The sequence below is a fragment of the Streptomyces sp. NPDC046925 genome, from assembly GCF_040644915.1.
Taxonomy (GTDB): domain Bacteria; phylum Actinomycetota; class Actinomycetes; order Streptomycetales; family Streptomycetaceae; genus Streptomyces.
On sequence record NZ_JBEYWZ010000005.1, the window covers coordinates 511,696 to 534,414 of the forward strand.

Annotated in this window: 21 protein-coding genes and 2 tRNA genes; 15 read left to right on the forward strand and 8 right to left on the reverse strand. The window is 71.7% G+C overall.

Annotated elements, in window-relative coordinates; all coding sequences use genetic code 11:
• Window positions 1–8: 8 nt before the first annotated feature.
• From ABZ906_RS23805 to ABZ906_RS23835, 7 genes are all read left to right on the forward strand, one after another.
• Window positions 9–872, forward strand: a complete 864-nt coding sequence (locus ABZ906_RS23805) for an OB-fold domain-containing protein (RefSeq protein WP_361385880.1) — start codon at window positions 9–11, stop codon at window positions 870–872.
• Between the two features lies 1 nt (window position 873).
• Window positions 874–1,962 carry an acyl-CoA dehydrogenase family protein gene (locus tag ABZ906_RS23810; RefSeq protein ID WP_361385658.1) on the forward strand — a complete coding sequence of 363 codons (1,089 nt, stop codon included), beginning with the start codon at window positions 874–876 and terminating at the stop codon, window positions 1,960–1,962.
• Between the two features lie 41 nt (window positions 1,963–2,003).
• Window positions 2,004–2,477, forward strand: a complete 474-nt coding sequence (locus ABZ906_RS23815; RefSeq protein WP_361385883.1) for a MaoC family dehydratase — start codon at window positions 2,004–2,006, stop codon at window positions 2,475–2,477.
• Window positions 2,474–3,640, forward strand: a complete 1,167-nt coding sequence (locus tag ABZ906_RS23820; RefSeq protein WP_361385661.1) for a lipid-transfer protein — start codon at window positions 2,474–2,476, stop codon at window positions 3,638–3,640. Before ABZ906_RS23815 ends, ABZ906_RS23820 begins: the two co-directional genes overlap by 4 nt.
• Before the next feature lie 52 nt (window positions 3,641–3,692).
• Entirely contained in the window at window positions 3,693–4,538 is an 846-nt protein-coding gene (locus ABZ906_RS23825; protein WP_361385664.1) for a DUF1906 domain-containing protein, read from the forward strand.
• Window positions 4,539–4,699: 161 nt separating this feature from the next.
• Window positions 4,700–5,263: a SigE family RNA polymerase sigma factor gene (locus tag ABZ906_RS23830; protein WP_361193588.1), complete on the forward strand. Its 564-nt coding sequence runs from the start codon at window positions 4,700–4,702 to the stop codon at window positions 5,261–5,263.
• A gap of 189 nt (window positions 5,264–5,452) precedes the next feature.
• On the forward strand, window positions 5,453–7,102 hold the full coding sequence (locus ABZ906_RS23835; RefSeq protein WP_361385667.1) for a long-chain fatty acid--CoA ligase: 1,650 nt from the start codon (window positions 5,453–5,455) through the stop codon (window positions 7,100–7,102).
• 66 nt (window positions 7,103–7,168) lie between these two features.
• On the opposite strand, the gene ABZ906_RS23840 is transcribed toward ABZ906_RS23835, so the two are convergent.
• Both ABZ906_RS23840 and ABZ906_RS23845 read right to left on the reverse strand, forming a co-directional pair.
• Window positions 7,169–11,485, reverse strand: coding sequence for a PAS domain-containing protein (locus ABZ906_RS23840; RefSeq protein ID WP_361385669.1), 4,317 nt, complete (start codon window positions 11,483–11,485; stop codon window positions 7,169–7,171).
• A gap of 248 nt (window positions 11,486–11,733) precedes the next feature.
• A complete protein-coding gene (locus ABZ906_RS23845; protein WP_361193580.1) occupies window positions 11,734–12,219 on the reverse strand; it encodes an SSI family serine proteinase inhibitor in 486 nt (161 codons plus the stop codon).
• Between the two features lie 171 nt (window positions 12,220–12,390).
• Here ABZ906_RS23845 and ABZ906_RS23850 point away from each other — a divergent pair.
• A tRNA-Ser gene (locus tag ABZ906_RS23850) sits at window positions 12,391–12,481 on the forward strand.
• Between the two features lie 191 nt (window positions 12,482–12,672).
• Window positions 12,673–12,745, forward strand: a tRNA-Arg gene (locus tag ABZ906_RS23855).
• Between the two features lie 45 nt (window positions 12,746–12,790).
• Here the strand turns inward: ABZ906_RS23855 and ABZ906_RS23860 are convergent.
• From ABZ906_RS23860 to sigJ, 4 genes are all read right to left on the reverse strand, one after another.
• Entirely contained in the window at window positions 12,791–13,366 is a 576-nt protein-coding gene (locus tag ABZ906_RS23860; protein ID WP_361385672.1) for a DUF6221 family protein, read from the reverse strand.
• 66 nt (window positions 13,367–13,432) lie between these two features.
• Entirely contained in the window at window positions 13,433–14,263 is an 831-nt protein-coding gene (locus tag ABZ906_RS23865; protein ID WP_361385676.1) for an ANTAR domain-containing protein, read from the reverse strand.
• A 156-nt stretch (window positions 14,264–14,419) separates the two neighbouring features.
• Window positions 14,420–15,646: an FAD-dependent oxidoreductase gene (locus tag ABZ906_RS23870; RefSeq protein ID WP_361385886.1), complete on the reverse strand. Its 1,227-nt coding sequence runs from the start codon at window positions 15,644–15,646 to the stop codon at window positions 14,420–14,422.
• 156 nt (window positions 15,647–15,802) lie between these two features.
• Entirely contained in the window at window positions 15,803–16,753 is a 951-nt protein-coding gene (gene sigJ / locus ABZ906_RS23875) for an RNA polymerase sigma factor SigJ (protein WP_361385679.1), read from the reverse strand.
• A gap of 236 nt (window positions 16,754–16,989) precedes the next feature.
• On the opposite strand from sigJ, the gene ABZ906_RS23880 reads away from it, so the two are divergent.
• From ABZ906_RS23880 to ABZ906_RS23890, 3 genes are all read left to right on the forward strand, one after another.
• The gene (locus tag ABZ906_RS23880; RefSeq protein ID WP_361385890.1) at window positions 16,990–17,658 is read left to right on the forward strand and encodes a chitinase; all 669 of its coding nucleotides are present in this window, start codon (window positions 16,990–16,992) and stop codon (window positions 17,656–17,658) included.
• 46 nt (window positions 17,659–17,704) lie between these two features.
• A complete protein-coding gene (locus tag ABZ906_RS23885; RefSeq protein WP_361385682.1) occupies window positions 17,705–18,580 on the forward strand; it encodes a DUF2797 domain-containing protein in 876 nt (291 codons plus the stop codon).
• 107 nt (window positions 18,581–18,687) lie between these two features.
• On the forward strand, window positions 18,688–19,074 hold the full coding sequence (locus ABZ906_RS23890; protein ID WP_361385685.1) for an antibiotic biosynthesis monooxygenase: 387 nt from the start codon (window positions 18,688–18,690) through the stop codon (window positions 19,072–19,074).
• A gap of 82 nt (window positions 19,075–19,156) precedes the next feature.
• Here the strand turns inward: ABZ906_RS23890 and ABZ906_RS23895 are convergent, their stop codons facing one another.
• The gene (locus ABZ906_RS23895) at window positions 19,157–19,444 is read right to left on the reverse strand and encodes a hypothetical protein (RefSeq protein WP_361193560.1); all 288 of its coding nucleotides are present in this window, start codon (window positions 19,442–19,444) and stop codon (window positions 19,157–19,159) included.
• A complete protein-coding gene (locus tag ABZ906_RS23900; RefSeq protein ID WP_361385688.1) occupies window positions 19,441–19,746 on the reverse strand; it encodes a hypothetical protein in 306 nt (101 codons plus the stop codon). Before ABZ906_RS23900 ends, ABZ906_RS23895 begins: the two co-directional genes overlap by 4 nt.
• Window positions 19,747–19,887: 141 nt before the next feature.
• Between ABZ906_RS23900 and ABZ906_RS23905 the strand changes: the two genes are divergently transcribed.
• The 3 genes from ABZ906_RS23905 to ABZ906_RS23915 all read left to right on the forward strand — a co-directional run bounded on the left by ABZ906_RS23905 (window position 19,888) and on the right by ABZ906_RS23915 (window position 22,710).
• The gene (locus ABZ906_RS23905) at window positions 19,888–20,133 is read left to right on the forward strand and encodes a winged helix-turn-helix domain-containing protein (RefSeq protein ID WP_361385690.1); all 246 of its coding nucleotides are present in this window, start codon (window positions 19,888–19,890) and stop codon (window positions 20,131–20,133) included.
• A gap of 193 nt (window positions 20,134–20,326) precedes the next feature.
• A complete protein-coding gene (locus ABZ906_RS23910) occupies window positions 20,327–21,088 on the forward strand; it encodes a response regulator transcription factor (protein ID WP_361193554.1) in 762 nt (253 codons plus the stop codon).
• The gene (locus ABZ906_RS23915) at window positions 21,085–22,710 is read left to right on the forward strand and encodes a HAMP domain-containing sensor histidine kinase (RefSeq protein WP_361385693.1); all 1,626 of its coding nucleotides are present in this window, start codon (window positions 21,085–21,087) and stop codon (window positions 22,708–22,710) included. Before ABZ906_RS23910 ends, ABZ906_RS23915 begins: the two co-directional genes overlap by 4 nt.
• Window positions 22,711–22,719 lie beyond the last annotated feature (9 nt).

The following is a 22,719-nucleotide window of genomic DNA, read 5'->3' on the forward strand; positions in this document are numbered from 1 at the left end:
AGGGCCGGATGGCGGCCACATCGGCGGCGGGCAAGGACCCGGTCAACGAGCCGATGATCCGGCACTGGTGCGAGGCCATGGGGGACACCAACCCGGACTACACGGGGGCGAGTCCGATCGCGCCGCCGACCATGCTCCAGGCCTGGACGATGGGCGGACTCTCCGGGCACGACGGACGCTCGCCCGCGTACGACGAGCTGTTCGCGCTCCTGGACGGCGCGGGATACACCTCGGTCGTCGCGACGGACTGCGAGCAGGAGTATCTGCGGGCGCTGCGGCCGGGGGACGCGATCACCTTCGACGCGGTCATCGAGTCGGTGTCGGAGCGCAAGACGACGAAGCTGGGCACGGGGCACTTCGTCACCACCCGGATGGACGTCAGGGCGGACGGCGAACCGGCGGGGACGCACCGCTTCCGGATCCTCAAGTACGCACCCGCGCGGTCGAAGCCCCGGGGCAAGCGGCCCCGACCGGTGATCAACCGGGACAACGCCGGGTTCTGGGAAGGCGTGGCGCAACACCGGCTCCTGATCCAGCGCTGCGGCGGCTGCCGGGTGCTGCGCTTCCCCTGGCTGCCCGGCTGCAACGCCTGCGGGTCGCTGGAATGGGACACGATCGAGGCGAGCGGCGAGGGCACGGTCTACTCGTACGTCGTCATGCACCACCCGCCCTTCCCCGCCTTCGACCCGCCGTACGCCGTCGCGCTCATCGATCTCGCGGAGGGCGTGCGGATGGTCAGCAACGTGGTGGGGGTGCCCAGCGACAAGCTGCGGATCGGGCAGCCGGTGCGGCTCGAATTCCGGCAGGTGGACGCGGAGTTGGAGCTACCGGTGTTCCGGGCCGTCGAGGGCATGGCGGGGGGCGGGGTCTGACATGGACTTCACGCCTACGGAGGAGCAGGCCTCCGCACGGGACCTGGCCGGAGAGATCTTCGGGGACCTGTCCACGCCCGAGCGGCTCGCAGCCGCGGGAACGGGATCGGACGCCGAGCTGTGGAAGGCGCTGTGCGCGGCGGGTCTGCCGGGCGCGGTGGAGGATGTCGGCCTGCTCGGGCTCGTACTGCTGCTTGAGGAGCAGGGGCGGGTGACGGCACAGGTGCCGTTCGCGGCGAGCTGTGTCTACGGGCTGCTCGCGGTGGCGGCGCACGGCACGGACGAGCAGCGGGAGCGGCTGCTGCCGGGGCTGCGGGACGGCACGGCCGTCGCGACGGGGGCGTTCCCGGCGCGGGGCGGCGTGGTGGTCGCCGCGGAGGGAGAGCCGGGCGGCGTGGCGGTCGCCGCCAAGGGGACGCTGACCGGGGAAGTGCCCTGGGTGCCGTGGTTGCGGGATGCCACGGAGGTCCTGGTGGCGGTGCGCGAACCGGAGCCGCCGGGCGGTCACAGCCTGTGGAGGGTGCGGGTGGCCGACGCGGAGACCGAGCCCGTGGAGCTGACGGCGCCCTGGGCGGCGGGGCGGCTCGTCCTGGACGGGGCTCCCGCGGAGCGGCTCGGAGGGCAGGGGGCGTACGACGACGTCCTGGCGAGCGCGCGGACGGCGTTCGCGGGGTTGCAGGCCGGGGTGTGCGCGGGGTCGTTGGCCCGCGCGGTCGCCCATACGAACGAGCGGGAGCAGTTCGGGCGCCCGCTCGCCGCCAAACAGGGGGTCCAGCTGCGGGCGGCGGACGCCCATATGGACACCGAGGCGATACGGGTCACGGCGTACGAGGCGGCCTGGCGGCGTGACACCGGCCTTGCGTACGGCACGCATGCGCTGACCGCCGCCTGGTGGGCCTCGGAGGCGGGCAAGCGCGTCGTGCACGCCGGCCAGCATCTGCACGGCGGCATGGGCGCCGACCTCGACCATCCCGTGCACCGGTACTTCCTGTGGGGGCGGCAGCTGGACGCCTACCTGGGCTGCGGAGGCGAAGTCCTCGCGGAGATGGGCGACTTGATCGCGCGGGACGCGCGGGAGGAGAAGGCATGACGGGGAGACGGGATTCCGGCGGAGCCGCCGTAGGGGAGAACGTGAAGGCCGCCGTAGGAGAGAACACGAAGGCCGCCGTAGGGGAGAACCCGAAGGTCGGGGACGAGTTGCCGGAGCTCACCATCCCGGTCACCCGGACGCTGATCGTCTCCGGTGCGATCGCCTCGCGGGACTACCAGGACGTGCACCACGACCCGGTGGCCTCGCGGGAGAAGGGCTCCCCCGACATCTTCATGAACATCCTGACCACGAACGGCCTGGTCGGGCGGTACATCACGGATCACTTCGGTGCGGGGACGATCCTGCGCAAGGTGGCGATCCGGCTGGGCGCTCCCAACTATCCGGGCGACACGATGGTGTTGACCGGCGCGGTGGAGCAGGTCGACGGCGATACGGCCACGGTCCGTGTGGTCGGGGCCAACGCCATCGGCAAGCACGTCACCGGCACGGTCACGGTCACCGTTCCGGGCGCGGTCACCGTTCCGGGCGGGGCGCCGGCAGGGGGCGCGGCATGAGCGCGGGCACACGCGACCGCCTCGGCGGGAAGGCCGCCGTCGTGGGGATAGGGGCCACCGAGTTCTCCAAGGACTCGGGGCGCAGTGAACTGAGGCTCGCCGTGGAGGCGGTGGGCCTCGCGCTCGACGACGCCGGGCTTACCCCCGCCGACGTGGACGGCATGGTCACGTTCACGATGGACACGAACCCGGAGATCACCGTCGCGCAGGCGGCCGGTATCGGAGAGCTCACCTTCTTCTCCCGCGTCCACTACGGCGGAGGCGCGGCCTGCGCGACCGTCCAGCAGGCGGCGCTCGCGGTGGCGACCGGCGTGGCCGAGGTCGTCGTCTGCTACCGCGCGTTCAACGAGCGGTCGGGGCGGCGTTTCGGTTCGGGCGTGCAGCACCGGGAGCCGTCGGCGGAGGGCGCCGCGCTCGGCTGGTCCCTGCCGTTCGGTCTGCTGACCCCCGCCTCCTGGGTGGCCATGGCGGCCCAGCGCTATCTGCACACCTATGGCCTGACCCCCGAGGTCTTCGGGCATGTGGCGGTCACCGACCGGAAGTACGCGGCGACCAACCCCGCGGCCTACTTCCACGGGAAGCCGATCACGCTCGCCGATCACGCCGCGTCGCGCTGGATCGTCGAACCGCTGCGGCTCCTGGACTGCTGCCAGGAGACCGACGGCGGCCAGGCGATCGTCGTGACGAGCGTGGAGCGGGCCCGCGATCTGCCGAAGCCCGCGGCGGTCATCACCGCGGCGGCGCAGGGGGCGGGCCGGGCGCAGGAGCAGATGACCAGCTTCTACCGCGACGACCTGAGCGGCCTACCCGAGATGAGCGTGGTGGCCCGGCAACTGTGGCGGACCTCCGGTCTCGCGCCCGGTGACATCGACGTGGGCATTCTGTACGACCACTTCACGCCGTTCGTCCTGATGCAGCTTGAGGAGTTCGGCTTCTGCGGTCCCGGCGAGGCGGCGGACTTCGTGGCCGGGGAGATGCTGCCGCTGAACACGCACGGAGGGCAGCTCGGGGAGGCGTATCTGCACGGGATGAACGGCATAGCGGAAGCGGTCCGACAGGTGCGGGGCACGTCCGTGAACCAGATACCCGGAGCGGCGCGCACGCTCGTGACCGCGGGCACCGGTGTCCCCACATCGGGGTTGATTCTGGCGGCGGACGGCTGAACGCGGAGCGTGTCCCGGCCGGGGCGGGGGCGTCGGGCCGTTCACTCGGCGTATGCGATGTCAAAAGCTGATGATGGGATTCGTCCTGGCCACCGCCTTGGTCACGCTGGCCATGGCCGCGCCGGCGACCGGCGCGGTGAACAAACCCGGAACCGGAGAGCGTGCCGCCAGGAAGGCGGCAGCCGTTTCGGTCTTCAGGGGCTGGGCCTTCGACACCTGCCTCGCTCCGTCCGTCGACACGATGCGGCGCTGGTCGGCCTCCGACTACCAAGCGGTGGGCGTGTACTTCGGGGGCCGCGGCCGGGCGTGCGCGCGCCAGCCGCACCTGAGCCACGGGTGGATGCGCTCGGTGCGGGCGATGGGGTGGAAGGTCCTTCCGGTGTACGTCGGTTCGCAGTCGCCCTGCGTCATCGCGAAGAACAAGAAGCACGTCCGCATGGGGCGCTACCCGGTTCGGCAGGGGACGCAGGAGGGCCGTGACGCGGTACGCAGGGCGAGGGCGTACGGGATGAAGGCGAGCAGCGCCCTCTACTTGGACATGGAGGCCTACTCCTACAAGAAGGCGGAGTGCGGCAGGGCCACGCTGGCCTTCGTGCGGGCCTGGAACCGCGAGGTGCGCAGGTTCGGGTACGTACCGGGGTTCTACAGCAGTGCGAACTACGGCGTACGGCACATGGAGACGGCGCGGCGGGCCGGAGTGCGGGACCTGCCGTCGGCGATGTGGTTCGCGCGCTGGCACAAGAGGCCGCATCTGTACCGCGAGCCCGTGCTGCGGCAGAACGCGTGGCGCGAGCGGCGCATCCACCAGTACGCGGGGAACGTGAAGGAGAGGCACGGCGGGCGTACTTTGAAGATCGACCGGAACCTCGTGCACGCGCCGGTGGCCCGGATCGGCTAGGACGGAGCGCGGTCCGCCCGGGGATGAACCCTCAGGGGGTGTGCTCCGCCTCCTCCACCTTCAGGAGGTGGGGCTACCACCCCGCGTACAACCTGAGGCGGACACGGCTTAGGGACCTGCGGCCGATCCGCTGAAGTAGGGGGCGCTTCTAGCGTGGAGCCATGACCGTATCCATGGTGCCCATGTGCACCAGCGCATCGAAGGCCGCGACGCGGACAGCGAGTCCTTCGGCGTATCCGTCGTTCGCGTCGTACGTACGGGCACGACAGCCCGTGTTGCTTCGCACCGCGCGCTCGCTGACCGCGAATCCGAGCGATGCCGAGGATCTGCTGCAGACGGCCCTGACCAAAACCTATGTCGCGTGGGACCGGATCCAGGACCACAGGGCGCTCGACGGCTATGTGCGCCGGGCCCTGCTCAACACCCGGACCTCGCAGTGGCGCAAGCGCAAGGTCGACGAGTTCGCGTGTGACGAGCTTCCCGAGCCCGAGGTGACGCCGGTCGCGGATCCGGCCGAGCAGCAGGTGCTCAGGGACGCGATGTGGCGCGCGATCATGAAGCTGCCCGCGCGGCAGCGGGCGATGGTCGTCCTGAGGTACTACGAGGATCTCAGCGAGGCACAGACCGCCGAGGTGCTCGGGGTGTCCATCGGCACGGTCAAGAGCGCGGTTTCGCGGGCGCTCGGCAAGCTGCGCGAGGACCCGGAGCTCACGCCGGTCCGGTGATCACCCGGCTTCGGCGCGGCCGTCGGCGCATGCTCCGGCCGGTGATCGGCGCAGCTCCGGCTGACCTTTCTTCTCCCGACCTAGTGACATACCGTGCGGTATGCGGCAAGAATCTGGCGAGCCCTACTGCCAGGTAGGTCATTCGGGAGCCGCCCCGGATGAATGCCGCGCGCCCACCGGGAGGACGCCGTGCTGAGCACGATGCAGGACGTACCACTGACCGTCACCCGCATCCTCCGGCACGGGACGACCGTGCACGGGTCGTCGCAGGTCACCACATGGACGGGTGAGGCCTCCCCGCAGCGCCGCAGCTTCCGTGAGATCGGTGAACGCTCCGCCCAGCTGGCGCACGCGCTGCGCGAGGACCTCGGGGTCGACGGCGACGAGCGCGTGGCCACCTTCATGTGGAACAACGCCGAACACGTCGAGGCCTACTTCGCGGTCCCCTGTATGGGCGCCGTACTGCACACCCTCAATCTCCGGCTGCCCGCCGACCAGCTCGCCTGGATCGTGAACCACGCGGCCGACCGCGTCATCATCGTCAACGGCTCCCTCATCCCGCTGCTCGCGCCCCTCCTTCCGCAGCTGCCGACCGTCGAGCACCTGGTGATCTCGGGCCCCGGCGACCGCTCGCCGCTGGCCGGAATCCAGGCTCAGGTGCACGAGTACGAGGACCTGATCGCCGCCAAGCCCACGGCCTACGACTGGCCCGAGCTCGACGAGCGCACGGCCGCCGCCATGTGCTACACCTCCGGCACCACCGGCGACCCCAAGGGCGTCGTCTACTCGCACCGCTCCATCTACCTGCACTCCATGCAGGTCAACATGAGCGAGTCCATGGGCCTGACGGACGCGGACACCACGCTCGTCGTCGTCCCGCAGTTCCACGTCAACGCCTGGGGCCTGCCGCACGCGACCCTGATGGCCGGCGTGAACATGCTGATGCCGGACCGCTTCCTCCAGCCCGCCCCGCTCGCCGAGATGATCGAGACGGAGCGGCCCACGCACGCCGCCGCGGTCCCCACCATCTGGCAGGGCCTGCTCGCCGAACTCTCCGCGAAGCCGCGTGACGTCAGCTCGCTGGGCCAGGTCACCATCGGCGGCTCGGCCTGCCCGCCCTCGCTGATGGAGGCGTTCGACCAGCTGGGCATGCGGGTCTGCCACGCCTGGGGCATGACGGAGACTTCCCCGCTCGGCACGGTCGCCCGCCCGCCGGCCAAGGCCCTCGGCACCGACGAGGAGTTCGCCTACCGCCTCACGCAGGGCCGCTTCCCGACCGGAGTCGAGGCCCGCCTGGTCGGACCCGGCGGAGAGCACCTGCCGTGGGACGGCGAGTCGGCGGGCGAGCTGGAGGTGCGCGGGCCGTGGATCGCGGGCGCCTACTACGGCGGCGCGGCGGGCGAGGCCCTCAGGCCCGAGGACAAGTTCAGTGCGGACGGCTGGCTGAAGACCGGTGACGTCGGCGTCATCTCCTCCGACGGATTCCTGACGCTCACCGACCGCGCGAAGGACGTCATCAAGTCGGGCGGCGAGTGGATCTCCAGCGTCGAGCTGGAGAACGCGATCATGTCCCACCCGGAGGTCGCGGAGGCGGCGGTCGTCGCCGTCCCCGACGAGAAGTGGGGCGAACGCCCGCTCGCGACGGTCGTCCTGAAGGAGGACTCGACCCTCGACTACGCCGCCCTGCGCGACTTCCTCGCGGGCACCATCGCCAAGTGGCAGCTGCCGGAGCGCTGGGCGATCGTGCCGGCCGTGCCGAAGACGAGCGTCGGCAAGTTCGACAAGAAGGTGCTGCGCAGGCAGTACGCGGACGGCGAACTGGACGTCACGAAGCTCTGACGGCCGTCCCAGACCACCCCTCGCCCGGACCCTGGTCCGGGCGAGGGGTGGTCTGGTTGAGGGGGCCTAGTTGGTGCCGATCTTCGCCAGCAGGTCCACGATCCGGTCCTGTACCTCGCCGTTCGTCGAGCGTTCCGCGAGGAAGAGGACCGTCTCCCCCGCCGCGAGCCGCGGCAGCTCCGTCTGGTCGACGGCGGCGGTGTAGACGACGAGCGGAGTGCGGTTCAACTGGCCGTTCGCGCGCAGCCAGTCGATGATTCCGGCCCTGCGGCGACGTACCTGCATCAGGTCCATCACCACCAGGTTCGGCCGCATCTGCGCCGCGAGCGTCACCGCGTCCGCGTCGCTCTCGGCCCGCGCGACCTGCATGCCGCGCCGCTCCAGCGTCGCGGTCAGGGCCAGCGCGATCTCCTCGTGCTCCTCGATGACGAGGACCCGCGGCGGGTGCTGCTCGCTGTCGCGGGGCGCGAGCGCCTTCAGGAGTACGGCGGGGTCGGCGCCGTACGCGGCCTCGCGCGTCGCCTGGCCGAGTCCGGCCGTGACGAGTACGGGGACCTCGGCGGCGACGGCGGCCGTGCGCAGCGACTGGAGCGCCGTACGCGTGATCGGTCCCGTCAGCGGGTCCACGAACAGCGCCGCGGGGAACGCCGCGATCTGGGCGTCGACCTCCTCGCGGGAGTTCACGATCACGGGGCGGTAGCCGCGGTCGCTCAGTGCCTGCTGCGTGGTGACGTCGGGCGCGGGCCAGACCAGGAGGCGGCGCGGGTTGTCCAGCGGCTCGGGCGGCAGCTCGTCGTCCATGGGCTGCGGCTGGGGCCGGTTGGCCACCTCGACGGCACCGCCGGGACCGTCCAGCGGCTCCGGGCCCTCGTCGGCGTCCTCGTCGGGCGCACCGATCGCGTACGAGCGTCCCGCGCCCTCCGACGAGGACGCGATACGGGACTGCGGCTGACCCGGAGTCTGGGCCTGCGCCGGGGGATGCGGGCGGGCAGCGGTCTCGGGGCGGTCGTTGCCTGCGGAGTCAGCGGAGCCTGCGGGGGCCGCGGCCCCTGCGGACCCCGCTGAGCCAGGGGGAGTGGAGAGCCTGCGGCGGCGCCCGGAGCCGCTGACGGAGCCGCCGAGGGTGGACTGCGACGGAGCCGCGGGCTGCGCCGGTGCCTGCTCCGGCAACGGGGCCGCGGTGGACTGAGGGGCGTCCGTCACGGGCGCGGAAGCCGGTGCCTGCTGTGACTCCTGGGCCGGAGGCGTCTGCGGAGCCTGCTGGGCCTCCGGAGGCTGCGGCGCCTGCGGGATCTGGGGACTCTGGGGATTCTGCGGACCCGCGGCGGCCGGAGCCTGGCCCTGTGCCTGACCCTGGGTCTGCCCCTGAACCTGACCCTGCTGAAGCCCCCGTCGACGCTGCTGCTGCTCGGCGATCTGCTGGCCGAACGGGACGCCCTGCCCGAGCGTACGCACGCTGATCGCGCGCCCCTGCGTCGAGTTGGGGTCACCGGGCGCGGCCTCGGCGGGCAGCGGCTGCGCGGCCCTGGAGGCCTGTGCCCCGCGCTCGGGCGGCAGCGCGACACCCCTGCCGGGCGTGTGGACGCCACGCGCGGGAGTGCCTTCGGCGTACGTGGTGGCCTGCGAGGGAACACCGGCGGCCGGGGTCTGCTGCGCCTCCGCCTCAGCGGGACCGGCAGCGGCCGGAGCCTCCGCGGCGGGTTCCGGCGCCGGAGCCGACCGGCGGCGGCCCGTGGGCGCCTGAGCCGGGTGCGGCTGCGGCGGGGTGTGATCGTCGGCCGGGTGGTGCAGGGCGGCTTCGTGCTGCCCCGTGTCGTCCTGCTGGTCGGCGGACGCGGGCGGCAGGGCGAACACGCGCCCGCTGGGAGCCTCCTCGGCGGCGGCCCGCTCCTTGGCGGCGGCCAGCGCACGACGGCGCCGCCCGGTCGGCCTGGGCGAACCCTCGCCCGCATCACCGGAAGACCCGGCAGTGGCACCGGGCCCGGCGACAGCCACGGCCGACCCTGGAGCCGAAGCACCGCCGGAAGCACCGCCCCCACCCGAAGGCAGGGCAGGCGGCAACGCCAACTGGTCATCGCCACGCGGCGCCTGCCGACCGGAAGCGGGAGCCACCCCGCCCGCCGGAACCGGCACACCCTGCGGCGGCACGGTGGCCCCGAGCGCGGCGGACCCCGCAGCATGCTCGGCAGCGGTCACCACGGACCCGACAGCCCCCGCGCCCTCAGCGGCGCTGGGACGCCCGCGCCGACGCCCCGTCCCTCCGGAAACCTGCGCGCCCCCGGCCGGTACGGACGCCTCCGGAGCAGCCGGAACCCCGCCCGGAGCCGCCTCCGTGCCCGAAGCCGAGGCAGCAGCCGGAGCCTGCGCGGCATCAGCCTCAGCCGCACGCCGCCCACGCCGCCGCCCGGTCCCGCTGGGCGCAACCCCGCCGGGCGCACCGGAAACGCCTTCCCCGGAGCCCGCCGAAGCGGCGTCCCCCGGAACCGCGCTCTCCAGGAACGAGTCGACCGAGGGCCCAGCGGCCCGCCGGGCCCGGCGACGGCCGCCACCCGTGGCGGGCGAAGCCTGCGCGGGCACCACTACGGAAGAACCGACAGAGCCACCGGAATCAGCCTCGGCGGAAGGGGCGGAACCGCCCGTCACAGCGGGCGGGGCGGCAACCGCCCCGCTCCCCGCGCCGATCGGAACCTCTAGAACGTACGCGGTGCCGCTCATCCCCGGCACCTCGTGCGTCTGGAGCACGCCGCCGTGCGCCCGCACGATGCCGCGGACGATCGGCTCGTGCACCGGGTCTCCCCCGGCGTACGGTCCCCGCACCTCGATGCGGACGACCTCGCCGCGCTGGGCGGCGGCCACCACCACGGTCGAGTCGACGTACCCGCCCGCGGCGACGGCCGCGGGTGCCACACCGGCGCGCGCGTTGCCCGTGGCGTCGATACCGGCCACGTCGGCGACCAGGTGGGCGAGAGCCGTGGCGAGCCGTCCCGGGTCGACCTCGACCTCGATCGGCGGCGCGTGCACCGCGAACTGCGCGCGTCCGGGCCCGATCAGCTCGACCGCGCCCTCGACACCGCTCGCGATGACGGCGTCGAGCATGACCTTCGTGCACGCGAGCTGATCGGCGCCGGAGTCGAGCAGCTGGAAGCCGAGGACGTTGTCGACGAGCGTGGTGATGCGCGCGTACCCGGCCGAAAGGTGATGGAGGACCTGATTCGCCTCGGGCCACAACTGCCCGGCGTCATCGGCGGCGAGAGCCGAAAGCTCGCGGCGCAGTTCGTCGAGCGGACCCCGCAGGGACGACCCCAGGACGGCGACCAGCTGTTCGTGCCGCGCGGCCAGCGCGTCGTACCGCGCCTTCTCCTGCTCGGCCAGCTCCTCGAACCGGTCCTTCTCGCGCTCGGCGAGCGCCGCGTACCGCTCCTGTTCGGCGGCGATCTCCTCGGCGCGCTGCTCGGCGGCGGCGGCGAGTTCCGCCGCGTGCTGCTCCGTCGCGGCCCGCAGCTCTTCCGTGCGGCGCTCCGTGGCGGCCTGCATCTCCTGCGCGTGCTGTTCGAGCGCGGCCTGGTGCTCCTCGGCCAGCGCGTCGTAGGGCCGCCGGTCGGTGAAGGTCATGACCGCGCCGACGAGCTGGTCCCCGTCGCGCACGGGCGCCGTCGTCAGGTCGACCGCGACCCGTTCGCCGCTCTTGGACCACAGGACCTGCCCGCGCACCCGGTGCTTGCGCCCGGAGCGGAGCGTGTCCGCGAGCGGGGACTCCTCGTACGGGAAGGGCTCGCCGTCGGCGCGGGAGTGGAGCACCAGGTGGTGCAGTTCCTGCCCGCCGAGGTCGCTGGCCCGGAAGCCCAGTATCTGCGCGGCGGCCGGGTTGACGAGGACGACCCGGCCCTCGGTGTCCGTGCCGACGACGCCTTCGGCGGCGGCGCGCAGGATCATCTCGGTCTGCCGCTGGGAGCGCGCGAGTTCGGCCTCGGTGTCCACCGCGCCCGAAAGGTCGCGTACGACGAGCATGAGCAACTCGTCGCCGGTATAGCCGTAATTGTCGTAGGCGTCCCGGATGTCTTCGAGGTTCGAGCTGGTGACCTCGACGGGGAACTCGCTGCCGTCCGTGCGGCGCGCGATCATGCGCGTCGGCTTCGTGCGCCCGCGCTCGTCGATGGAATCGGGCCTGCGCATCGATCCGGGAATGAGCCGGGAGTCGAACTCCGGCAACAGATCGAGGAGCCCGCGCCCCACCAGGGCGGTGCCCGGCGTCTCGAACGCCTCGAGCGCGATCGCGTTCGCGTTCACGACGGTCCCGTTGGCATTCACGAGGACCAGCGCGTCCGGGAGCGCGTCGAGTATGGCTGCGAGGCGAGCAGCGCCTCGGGATGGCCTGCTGCTCACGACGACGCTTCCTCCCTGGTTACTGCTGCTTGCCGACTCGCCCGGGCCATCTTGCCGCGTGGTCCGTGGCGTGTCACGGAAGGGAGTCTACGGGGAGAGGTTGCGGGCGCGACGCCGGATGAGAGGGAGGTCGCACGCAGAAGATGTGAGGCTTCCGTACCCCCTGGTCACGACGGGTGGGTTGCCGGTGGCATAAAGCGGGGGCCGGGAACCGGACACAGTCGTGGCCGAAAACGCACCGACGGGTTCTAGGCACCGGCCTCGGGCAGTACGGGAACGAGGTTGTTCCACCGGGAGATCTCGCAGCCGTTGCTGCGGTCGTACGTCGCGTCCACCGGCCGTCCGTGCCACGTTCCGGTGATGCGCGCGGTGGCGGGGCCGCCGTACTGCATGGTGCAGTTCGCGTCGGCGGGCGTGGGCGCGAAGGTGTCGCTGCCCCACCTCTCCTGGTCGAGTTTCGCGCACGCTTCCTGCGCGCGCGGGTGCGTGCCGCCCGTCGGGTGGCATTCCAGCTCGAACGTCCCGTTGTTCCCTGCCCCGGCGTCGGTGACCTTCACCGTGAGCCGGTCGGGGCTCGACGCGGTCAACGGCGTCGACAGGTCGAAGGGGTCCATGCCGGCGTGGGCGACGGCGGGCGCGGCGGACAGGGCGGCGACGGACGCGGCGGCGGTGAGGATCAGACGGCGCAGCATGACGGGGCTCCACTGGGTGCGGGATACCGGGTACGCGAACACGTACGGGCTCTACCGCGTCTAACGGCGTTGACGCCGTGACGTTGCGGGCGCGTAAGACGCTTTGCTCTGCGGGCCGCCCGACTAGTACCGTAAGACCCGCGATTGGTGACACGCCGCTCGGCTGTGTCATCATCTGCACGCACCCCCCGCGCTCGCGCAGAGGTGCAAGCTGGAGGCGTCGCCTAGTCCGGTCTATGGCGCCGCACTGCTAATGCGGTTTGGGACTTAAATCCCATCGAGGGTTCAAATCCCTCCGCCTCCGCTGCAAGATCCCGAAGCCCCGGTCCCCTGGACCGGGGCTTCGGACGTTTCCCGCCAGGAGGCGTGTTTCCGCAGGTCGCAAGCGGTGTGGCTAACGGATTTCACATGGCGGCGGCGGTCATGTAATGTTCTTCCTGTCGCCGCGAGCGGGCCGAAAGGCCGGGGAGCGAAGGCAAACAAAAGAAAAATCAAGCACTCGTAGCTTAACGGATAGAGCATCTGACTACGGATCAGAAGGTTGCAGGTTCGAATCCTGCCGAGTGCACAGCAGGTCGAAGGCCCCGTGGAGAGATCCACGGGGCCTTCGGCGTTACGGGCGCCATTCCTCCTGCCACAGGTGGTGCAGTTCGTAGGCCAGGGCGAGGGTCTGGAGGTCCTGGAGGGCGCTGATCTCGTTGTGGGGCCAGTTGGGGGCGGTGTGATCGGCCTCGCGGATGACGGCCTCGCTGCTGTGGGCGATGCTCCGGCGGTCGGCGATCTGCTGGTGCATGCGGCGTGGGGTGCGGCAGTCGCAGCGGGGCCGGCCGCTGTCGCCGGGGGCCCGGGGCGCTGGGCAGTCGGCTCTGTGGAAGAGGTCCGCGGAGGCCTCCTCCTCGTCGAGGCGGGCGTGCACGAAGGCGGCCAGGGTGGTGAGCCGCACGGCGGGAGTCGTACCGCCGGGCGGGAGTGTGCCGGGCGTGGCGGGGCGGCTCGCTATGTCTTCGCTTCGGCGTAACGCGAGCCACTGCTTTCGGTCGGCGCGGATCTGTGCTGCCCGCAGCCGCATCTCCACCGACTCGGACCGCATCTGGCGGGCTCTCTCGATCGTCTCCAGGGCCTTGTTGCGCAGCCGCTCGCAACGCTCGAAGGCGTCGGCGACTCGAAAGGTGTCGACCGGGTTGAGCATCCTGCCTCCTCACTGGTTGCTGGACGAGAGGCCGTGCGGCGACCCCCCGGTACGTACGTAGGGGCTTTATGGGGACGGTGTGTCCCGGCCCGGGTCTCTGGCGGCGGGCGGCGCACTGGGAAGGCCGCGGTCGGCGAGGACGTCCTGGGCGACGACGGCGAGACGGACGCGGTGGTGGCGCGCGCGGCGGCGCAGGGTGTCGAAGGCCTCCGCGAGGGAGATGCCGCGGCGGGCGGCGAGGAATCCCTTGGCCTGTTCGATGACGATGCGGGTGTGCAGGGCCGTACGGAGTTGTTCGTTGAGGGTGTACGCCTGCCGGAGGGTGCGGGCGTGGAGCAGGCCGATGGCGGCGGCGTCGGCGAGCGCCTGCGCCAGCGCGAGGTCGGCGGCCGGCATCGGGCCGTGGCCGGTGCGCAGCAGGAGCAGGCTGCCGAGGGTCTCGGTGCGCAGCCGCAGGGGCACGGCACCCGCGTAGGTGTAGCCGGCCGCGCGGGCCCGGAAGGTGAAGTCGCGCCAGAGGGCGGGAGCGGCGCCGAGGTAACCGGGGGCGATGGCGGCGGCGGTGCGGTAGCCGTCGACCGCGGGGCCTTCGCGCAGGGCCGCGTCGAGCAGTGCGGCCTTGGCGGTCTCGGCTGTCTTGTCGGTCTCGGCTGTCTCGGCGGGCTCGGTGTCGTGGATGCCGAGGGCGCCGGAGGTTGGCGCTGCCGGGATGTACAGACGGGTTTCCGGGGAGGCCGGTGCTTCCGGGGAGGCCAGCAGGACGACGGCGTCCGTGATGTCGAGGATCTCGCGGCAGCGGGAGTTCAGCCGCTCCACGTAGTCGATGACGTCGAAGTCGTCCGCCAGGGTGTCGGCGAGTTCCACGAAAGCGCGGGCGACCTGTTCTTCCCTGCTCATCCCCATCCTCCGGTGCCTGCGTACGCAGGCTGGCCACTTTCCGTGACCGGGAGGTTACTCCTCCCCGCCGCGCAGGTCCCGGCGAATGCCGAAAACGGCCCCCGGAGGTGACCCCGGGGGCGCCCGCGACAGGAGGGGGAGCGTGCCGGTCCGGCTTCAGGCCGGTGTCTTGACGGCTGCGCCCGCCCGGAGCTGTTCCCGTACGACGCGGCGGGGGCGGCTCGGCATCCCCGTCATCGGGTTGGCGACGCCCCAGGCCGCGCCCTTGCAGATCACTTCCTTGTAGGCCGCGGCGAGCCGTCCCGTCAGGGCCGCTCGGACCGCGCGGTCGTCGGCGGTGACGTACTGGATCAGGCCCTGCTTGCGGCCGAGGGAGATGCACTGGTTGAAGTAGCGCATCGGGGTCTTCGGGATCTTCCCGCCGGTCAGGCGGGCCGCGATGGCATCGGCGGCCTGCCACGCCATGGGGGTACCGGTGGCGCACGACATCCGCAGGGGCTTGTCGCCGGGGCCCATCGCCATGGCCGCGTCGCCGATCGCGTACACGTCCGGGTGCGACACCGAGCGCATGGTCCGGTCGACCACGATCTGGCCCGACTCGGTGACCTCCAGGGTGGTGGCCCGTGCGATGGGGTGGACGGCGAAGCCGGTGGTCCACAGGGTGACCGCGGCCGGGATCGTCGTGCCGTCGGTGGTGGTGACGCCGTCCTCCCGCACCTCGGCGACCGCCGCCTGCTCGTACGCGGTGATGCCGAGCTTGCCGAAGACCTTCCGTACGTGGTCGCGGCCCTTGGGCGAGAGCCAGTCGCCGAGGGTGCCGCGGGCGGCGAGGGCGACGTCGAGGTCCGGGCGGGACTCGGCGATCTCGGTCGCGGCCTCCAGGCCGGTGAGCCCGCCGCCGACGACGACCACGGTCTCTCCGGCGCCGAGACCGGCCAGGCGCTCGCGAAGGCGGAGCGCGCCGGGGCGGCTCGCGATCTGGTGGGCGTGCTCGGCGGTGCCGGGGACGCCCTGGGTGTTCCAGCCGCTGCCGAGGGCGTAGACGAGGGTGTCGTACTCCAGTTCCTCCTCGCGCGGTTCTGCCACGCGCGGTTCTGCCGCGTCGACCGCCGTGACGGTGACGGTCTTGCGGTCGGCGTCCACCGCCGTGACCCGCGCGAGCTTCAGCTCGACGCCGGTGCCCGCGAACATCTCGCCGAAGGGCCGGGGCCTGAGGTCCTGGCCGGCGGTCAGCTGGTGCAGGCGGACGCGCTCGACGAAGTCGGGTTCGGTGTTGACGAGGGTGATGGCGACGTCGTCGCGGTGCAGCCGCTTGGCGAGGCGTCCGGCGGCGATGGCTCCGGTGTATCCGGCTCCGATGACGATGATGCGGTGCTGCGGCATGGTCTGCGTGGACTGAGTGGTCTGCGTGGACTGCATGGTCTGGCTCCTGTCAGCTCTTCATCGGCTCTTCGGCGGGTTGCGCCCCTTGAACCGGGCAGCCCGCCGTTTCCTGACAGGAGCAGGATGTGAAGCACGTCACATGGTCGTCATCGCTGGTCAGAAGGCCTCGCGCAGCGCGGGTTCCCCGTGGTCGGTGGCCGCCCACTGCCGGGTCGCGCGTTCGAGCTTGTCGGGGTTGACCTGGTTGTGGAACGCCGCGATGCCGTCGGCGGTGATCTCCAGGCACATGATGCCGACGACCCGGCCGTCGATGACCGCCACGATGGCGGGGGCGCCGTTGGCGGTCGTGACGTGGGCCTCGGGGGAGCCGCCGACGTAGGCGCGCTTGGCCTGGCTCGGTTTGAACAGGCCCCGCATGAACTTGGCGACCGCGACGGCGCCTTCGAACGCCTTGGCGCGGGCCGGGACCTTCCCGCCGCCGTCGCCGATCGCGACGGCGTCCGCGGTGAGCAGCGCCACCAGCGGTTCGGTCCGGCCGCTGGTGGCGGCCGCGAGGAACTCCTCGACGATCCGCATGGCCGCGGCCTCGTCGATCTCGGCGGTGCGGGTCCTGCCCTCCGCGACGTGCTTCTTGGCGCGGTGGAAGAGCTGCTGGCCCGCGGATTCGGTGATGTCGAGGATCTCGGCGATCTCGCGGTGCCGGTAGCCGAAGGCCTCCCGCAGCACGTACACCACGCGCTCGTCGGGCGAGAGGCGCTCCATGAGCCTGAGGACCGCGTACGACAGGGACTCGCGCTGTTCGGCGGTGTCGGCGGGGCCGAGCATCGGGTCGCCGGCCAGCAGCGGTTCGGGCAGCCACTCGCCGACGTAGGTCTCGCGCCGGGCGCGGGCCGATGTGAGCTGGTTGAGGCAGAGGTTGGTGAGGACCTTCGTCAGCCAGGCCTCGGGGACCTCGATGCGCTCGACATCGGCGGCCTGCCAGCGCAGGAAGGTGTCCTGCACGGCGTCCTCGGCGTCGCTCGACGAGCCCAGGAGGCGGTAGGCGATGGCCTCCAGGCGGGGCCTCGCGGCCTCGAACCGGTCCACGTCGTTCATGGTCAGTGCCATGGCCGGATTTTAACTCCCGCGATGTCGGCTCTCACGGGCGTCATTGACATGCACGGCACAATGGTCCGGACCAATCCCGCCCGGGATGGGCGACGTTCGAGGCAGCAGGGAGTGATGGCGCGGTGTGGAGAAGACGAGGGCTTGCCGTTCTGGTCGCGCTCGCGGTGGCCTGCGGGGTGGGCTCCGGGGTGAGCGGGCCGGGAGCCGTCGCCGCCACCGGAGAGCGGAGCAACTCCGTGGCGCGGGGCAACGCCGAGGAGCGGGGCGGCGCCGAGGAGCGGGGCAAGACGCGGTTCGTCGTCAGCGAGGCCCAGTTCGAGCGGATGTTCCCCGAGCGGAACTCGTTCTTCACGTACGACGGTCTCGTCGAGGCCACCCGTGCGTACCCCGAGTTCGCGCGGACGGGCAGCAAGGCGGTGCGGCGCCAGGAGGCAGCCGCCTTCCTGGCCAACGTCAGCCACGAGACCGGCGGCCTCTTCTACGTCGTGGCCCAGGACGAGTCCACGTACCCGATCTTCTGCGACAAGACCCAGCCCTACGGGTGCCCGGCGGGCGAGTCCGCGTACTACGGGCGCGGCGCGATCATGCTGAGCTGGAACTTCAACTACAAGGCGGCCGGTGACGCGCTCGGCATCGACCTTCTCAACAACCCCTCACTCGTGGAGCGCGATCCGAAGGTCGCCTGGATGACCGCCCTTTGGTACTGGAACACCCAGACCGGCATGGCCACCGTCACCGGGCACGATGCGATGATGCAGCGGAAGGGCTTCGGCGAGACCATCCGCAGCCTCAACGGCCCCGAGTGCGACGGGGGCAAGCCCGAGCAGGTGAAGCACCGGGTCGGCCTCTACCGGGAGTTCGTACGGGTCCTGCACACCGCACCCGGCAAGCACGTGAGCTGCTGAGGCTGACGCTGAGCCGCTTGTCAGTGGCGGGCGTAAGACTGTCCCCATGGAGTGGCGCAGTGCGGGGTTGAGCTGGGCGGATCCGGAGCGGCCCGGGCTCGTGTGGGAGCGGGGGGACGTCAGCCCGCTGGTCGTGGGCCGGCGGGTGGGGTTCCGTGCGCTCGGGCGGCGGGAGTGCGTGGGCGCGCGGGGCAACCCTTGCCCGGTCGCCGCCGCCGTACCCGCGCGCGGGACGCAGGCCCGCTGCGACGAGTGCGCGCGGCTCGACCGGGCGCATTCGGTGGCCGCCGACACCATCGCCGACGATCCCCGGACCTACCGCGTCTACCTCGCGTGGTTCGGCGCGGGCCTGGTGAAGGTGGGCATCACCCGCGAGGAGCGGGGCCCGGCCCGCCTCCTCGAACAGGGGGCGGTGGCCTTCGCCTGGCTGGGGCGCGGGCCCCTGATGGCGGCACGCCGGGCCGAGGAATTGCTGCGCGTCGCACTCGGGGTGCCGGACCGGATCTCGTACGCGCGGAAGCGGACCGTACGGGCGACCCTGCCGGGGGTGGCCGAGAGGCGCCGCGAACTGGAGCAGCTGCACGGCTTCTCCCTCGCGCTCGCCGGATGGCCCGAGTCACTGGAGCGGCTGCCCCTCGGGGAGCGGGGCGTCGGCGTCGTGGACCACGGCGAGGTGTTCGGGGTGGGGCGACTTGCGGGCGCCGGCGGCGGGTTCGCGGTCACCGAGCTCGTCGACGGTGGCGTGGTGCGGGGGGATCTCGTCGCGGTGGCCGGGCCCGATCTGTATCTCGACGACGGCGGGCGTCTCGTCGTTCTCGACAGTCGGCTGCTGCGGGGGTGGCGGCTTGAGGGGGCGCGGGACGCGGAACGTACGACCGTGCCGGTGCGGGAGGTGCCGGTGGTTCAGGGGGGTCTCTTCTGAGCCAGGCCCCCTCTTGGCTGACCGGATGGTCAAGTCTCTCTGCCCGTACGGCAATGAAGGCGGGCGGAGGGTGGACAGGGGGATGGCGGCGCCCAATTCTGTGGGACATGAGTGATCACCCTGTCGCGCCTGTCGCCTCCGTCGTGCCCGCCGCGCCCGTCCAGCCTTTTGAACCTCCCTACTACGCCGTCGTGTTCACCTCGCTGAGAACCGAGGCCGAAGGCGGCCACGACGACGGTTACGCCGAGACCGCCGACCGTATGGAGGAACTCGTCACCGCCGTGCCGGGTTTCCTCGGGATCGAGTCCGCGCGGACGCCCGGCGGGCTCGGCATAACGGTCGGGTACTTCCGTGACGTGGACGCCATCAAGCAGTGGAGCGGCAACACGGAGCACCGCACGGCGCAGAAGCGGGGGCGGGGCGAGTGGTACGAGAAGTACGTCGTCCATGTCGCCAAGGTGGAGCGGAGTTACGGGTTCGAGCGGGGGGAGTAGCTGCGCCGCGCCTGTTGCAAGAAAGTCCCGTGGCAGGTCGTACGCGGCTGGATGTCACGGGACTTTCTTGCAATGCCCTGGCTCAGCGCAGCCGTTGGCCTCGGCTTTCCGCTACGCGCAGGGCGTCTTGGAGTGCCTCCGTCAAGCGCTCGGCGAGGTAGCGGATTTCGGTTTCGGAGGCGTTGGGGATCATGTCCCGCGCGTACGTCACCAGCTCGCCGCCCATGCCGAGCTGGACCGACTCCATGGCGTCGGCGACGCGGGATACGGGGCCGGTGGCGTCGCCGATCAAGTAGCAGGGTTTGCCCTCGGGGCCGGGCCAGGGGAGCAGGCGGGCGGGGCTGATGAAGTCGTCGGCGTCGTCGTTCATCGGGCGACCTCCATGCCGTGGATCCAGTAGGGGCCGGGGGTGTCCACACCGAGGGTGGCCAGCAACAGTTCGCGTCGGCGGCTGTGCTGTTCGTGGGCGATGAGGTACTGGCGTACGGGGCGGGTCGCCTCACCGGCGAGGGGGAGCAGGGCGTCTAGGCCGTAGCGGCTGCGGGGGGTGGGGGCTGGTTCGGGGTGCGGTGGCGTCGGCAGCAGTTCGGGGGCGGCGGTCGCCGGGCGCGGGGCGCGGGGGATCAGGAGGAGTCTCACCCAGGCGGTTAGGCGGCGGATAAGGTCGGTCATGTCGTCAGCTCCTTTGAGGCTGATGGCCACGCCCCCGGACGGTTGCGCCCGTCGCGGGGGTCTTTCGATGTTTCAGTCATCGAGGTCTACCGGAGTCTACCGCGGTCGCACGGTGTACCGCAGTGTTTTAGCGTCCACTGCATGAGTTCGGAACTCGATCGAACGCGCCCCGTTTGGCGCCAGGTAGCAGCGGCCATTGCCGCTCGTATCGCCGATGGCACCTACCCCGTGGGTGCCAAGGTGCCCTCCGTAGTTGAGCTGTCCACGGAGTTCGGCATCGCAGCTTCGACCGCGCAGAAAGCTTTGTCCCACCTCAAGGCGGAAGGGCTCGTCCGAGCTGAGGTCGGCCTCGGTTCCTTCGTGGCCGAGCGGCCCGCGGAGGCGTAGCCCCCTCTGCCGAGTAGCCCGAGCAGCGCGGAGGCGTAGCCCCTACGCCGAGCACTTCGAGCCGCCCTCGGAGTTGCAGCCCCGCTGCTGAGCGGGGGACCAGCCACCCCGAGAAGTAGCCCTCCCCCGTTTCTCAGGGAATTCACAGGTTGCCGAAAGCTTGCTCTCACGGCGCCCGCACAAGCTGTACGGCATGACTACGACCTCGCCCCAGGGGCGTACCGAACTGCTCAGGGCGGACGGCAGCCCCGTCCGCGTCCTCGTCGTCGACGACGAAGTCTCGCTGACCGAGCTGCTCTCCATGGCCCTGCGCTACGAGGGCTGGCAGATACGCAGCGCAGGCGACGGCGCCGGCGCGGTCCGTGCCGCCCGTTCCTTCCGGCCCGACGCCGTCGTGCTCGACATGATGCTGCCGGACATGGACGGCCTCGCCGTACTCGGACGCCTCCGGCGTGAGCTGCCCGACGTACCGGTGCTGTTCCTGACGGCCAAGGACGCCGTCGAGGACCGCATCGCCGGTCTTACCGCCGGGGGCGACGACTACGTCACCAAGCCCTTCAGCCTGGAGGAAGTCGTCGCGCGGCTGCGCGGCCTCATCCGCCGAGCGGGAGCCTCCGACCGGCGCAGCGAGTCCGTCCTCGCCGTAGGCGACCTCACCCTCGACGAGGACAGCCACGAGGTGACGCGCGGCGGGGACTCCATCCACCTCACCGCCACGGAGTTCGAGCTGCTGCGCTACCTCATGCGCAACCCGCGGCGCGTGCTCAGCAAGGCGCAGATCCTGGACCGCGTGTGGAACTACGACTTCGGGGGCCAGGCCAACGTCGTCGAGCTCTACATCTCGTATCTACGGAGGAAGATCGACGCGGGGCGTGAGCCGATGATCCACACGCGGCGCGGCGCCGGTTACCTGATCAAGCCCGCTCCCGCGACCGAGGCGGCAGCCGCCTCATGAGGCGGAGACGGCAGCCGCGGTCGCTGCGGACGCGGCTCGTCGTCTCGGCGGTGGCGCTGATCGCCGTGGTCTGCGCGGTGATCGGCACGGTGACGACCATCGCGTTGCGCTCGCATCTGTACGAGCAGCTGGACACCTCGCTCGGCGCCGTGGCGATGAGGGCGGCGGGCCCGCAGCCGAAGCCGGGGGCCGATATGCCCGGCGGCCTGTCCGGGGGCGGGGACGCGGAGAACGATCCGCTGCGGTTCGTCTCCAAGGGGCCCCAGGAGATCGGCACCATCGGGGCCGTCGTCGAGGACGACGGCTCGGTGGGGGAGGCGCTGGTCAGCAACGAGTCGGACAGCGGAAGCATCGAGCCGCAGACCAAGCACCTCGACGCGGCCCAGTCGGACGCGCTCGCGTCCGTGCCGCGCGACAGGGACGAGCACAACGTCGACATTCCCGGCCTCGGCGGATACCGCGTGAAGTACGAGACGGGCCCCAACGGCGACTTCCTCGTCGGCATCCCCACGGCGAAGGTGCAGAACACCCTCGAAACGCTGATCATCGTCGAGGTCAGCGTCACGGCGGCGGGCCTGGTCGCGGCCTCGCTCACCGGCGCGGTGATGGTCGGCGTCGCGCTCAGGCCGCTGCGGCGGGTGGCGGCCACCGCCACCCGCGTCTCCGAACTCCCTCTGCACAGCGGCGAGGTGGCCCTGCACGAGCGCGTCCCCGACACGGCGCCCAACACCGAGGTCGGCCAGGTGGGCGCCGCGCTCAACCGGATGCTCGACCACGTCCACTCCGCGCTGCACGCACGCCAGGAGAGCGAGACGCGCGTACGCCAGTTCGTCGCGGACGCCAGCCATGAGCTGCGTACGCCGTTGGCCTCGATCCGCGGATACGCCGAACTGACGCGGAGGGGAAGGGAATCGACCGGGCCCGACACCCGGCACGCGCTCGGGCGCATCGAGTCCGAGGCGCAGCGCATGACGGGCCTCGTGGAGGACCTGCTGCTGCTCGCGCGCCTCGACGAGGGGCGGGACGCCGGGCGTACCGGCGGAAACGGCCCCGGCGGAAACGGCCCCGGCATGCCGGGTGCCCGACTGCCGCTCTCGTATCAGAGCACTGATCTCTCACCGCTGGTCGTGGACACCGTCAGCGACGCGCGCGCCGCGGGGCCCGAGCACTACTGGGCCCTTGAGCTGCCCGACGAGCCCGCGCTCGTCCTCGCCGACCCGGCCCGACTCCAGCAGGTCGTCGTCAACCTCCTCGCCAACGCGCGTACGCACACCCCACCGGGCACAAAGGTCACCGCACGCGTGCGGCGGGCCGGACCCGGCGTGTGCCTTGAGGTCGAGGACAACGGCCCCGGTATCTCCCCCGCGCTCCTCCCCCACGTCTTCGAACGGTTCGCCCGCGGCGACGCCTCGCGCTCGCGCAACGCGGGTTCCACGGGGCTCGGCCTCGCCCTCGTACAGGCCATCGTGGCGGCGCACGGCGGTGGTGTGACGGTCGACAGCGTGCCGGGTCGTACCGTCTTCACGGTGACGCTGCCCGCCGTATCGGAACAGTCATCGCCGCAGGTCAGCGGCGCCGGATGGGACTCACAGGCGGGCCACAGGCTCACCACACAGGCCTGACAGACCACT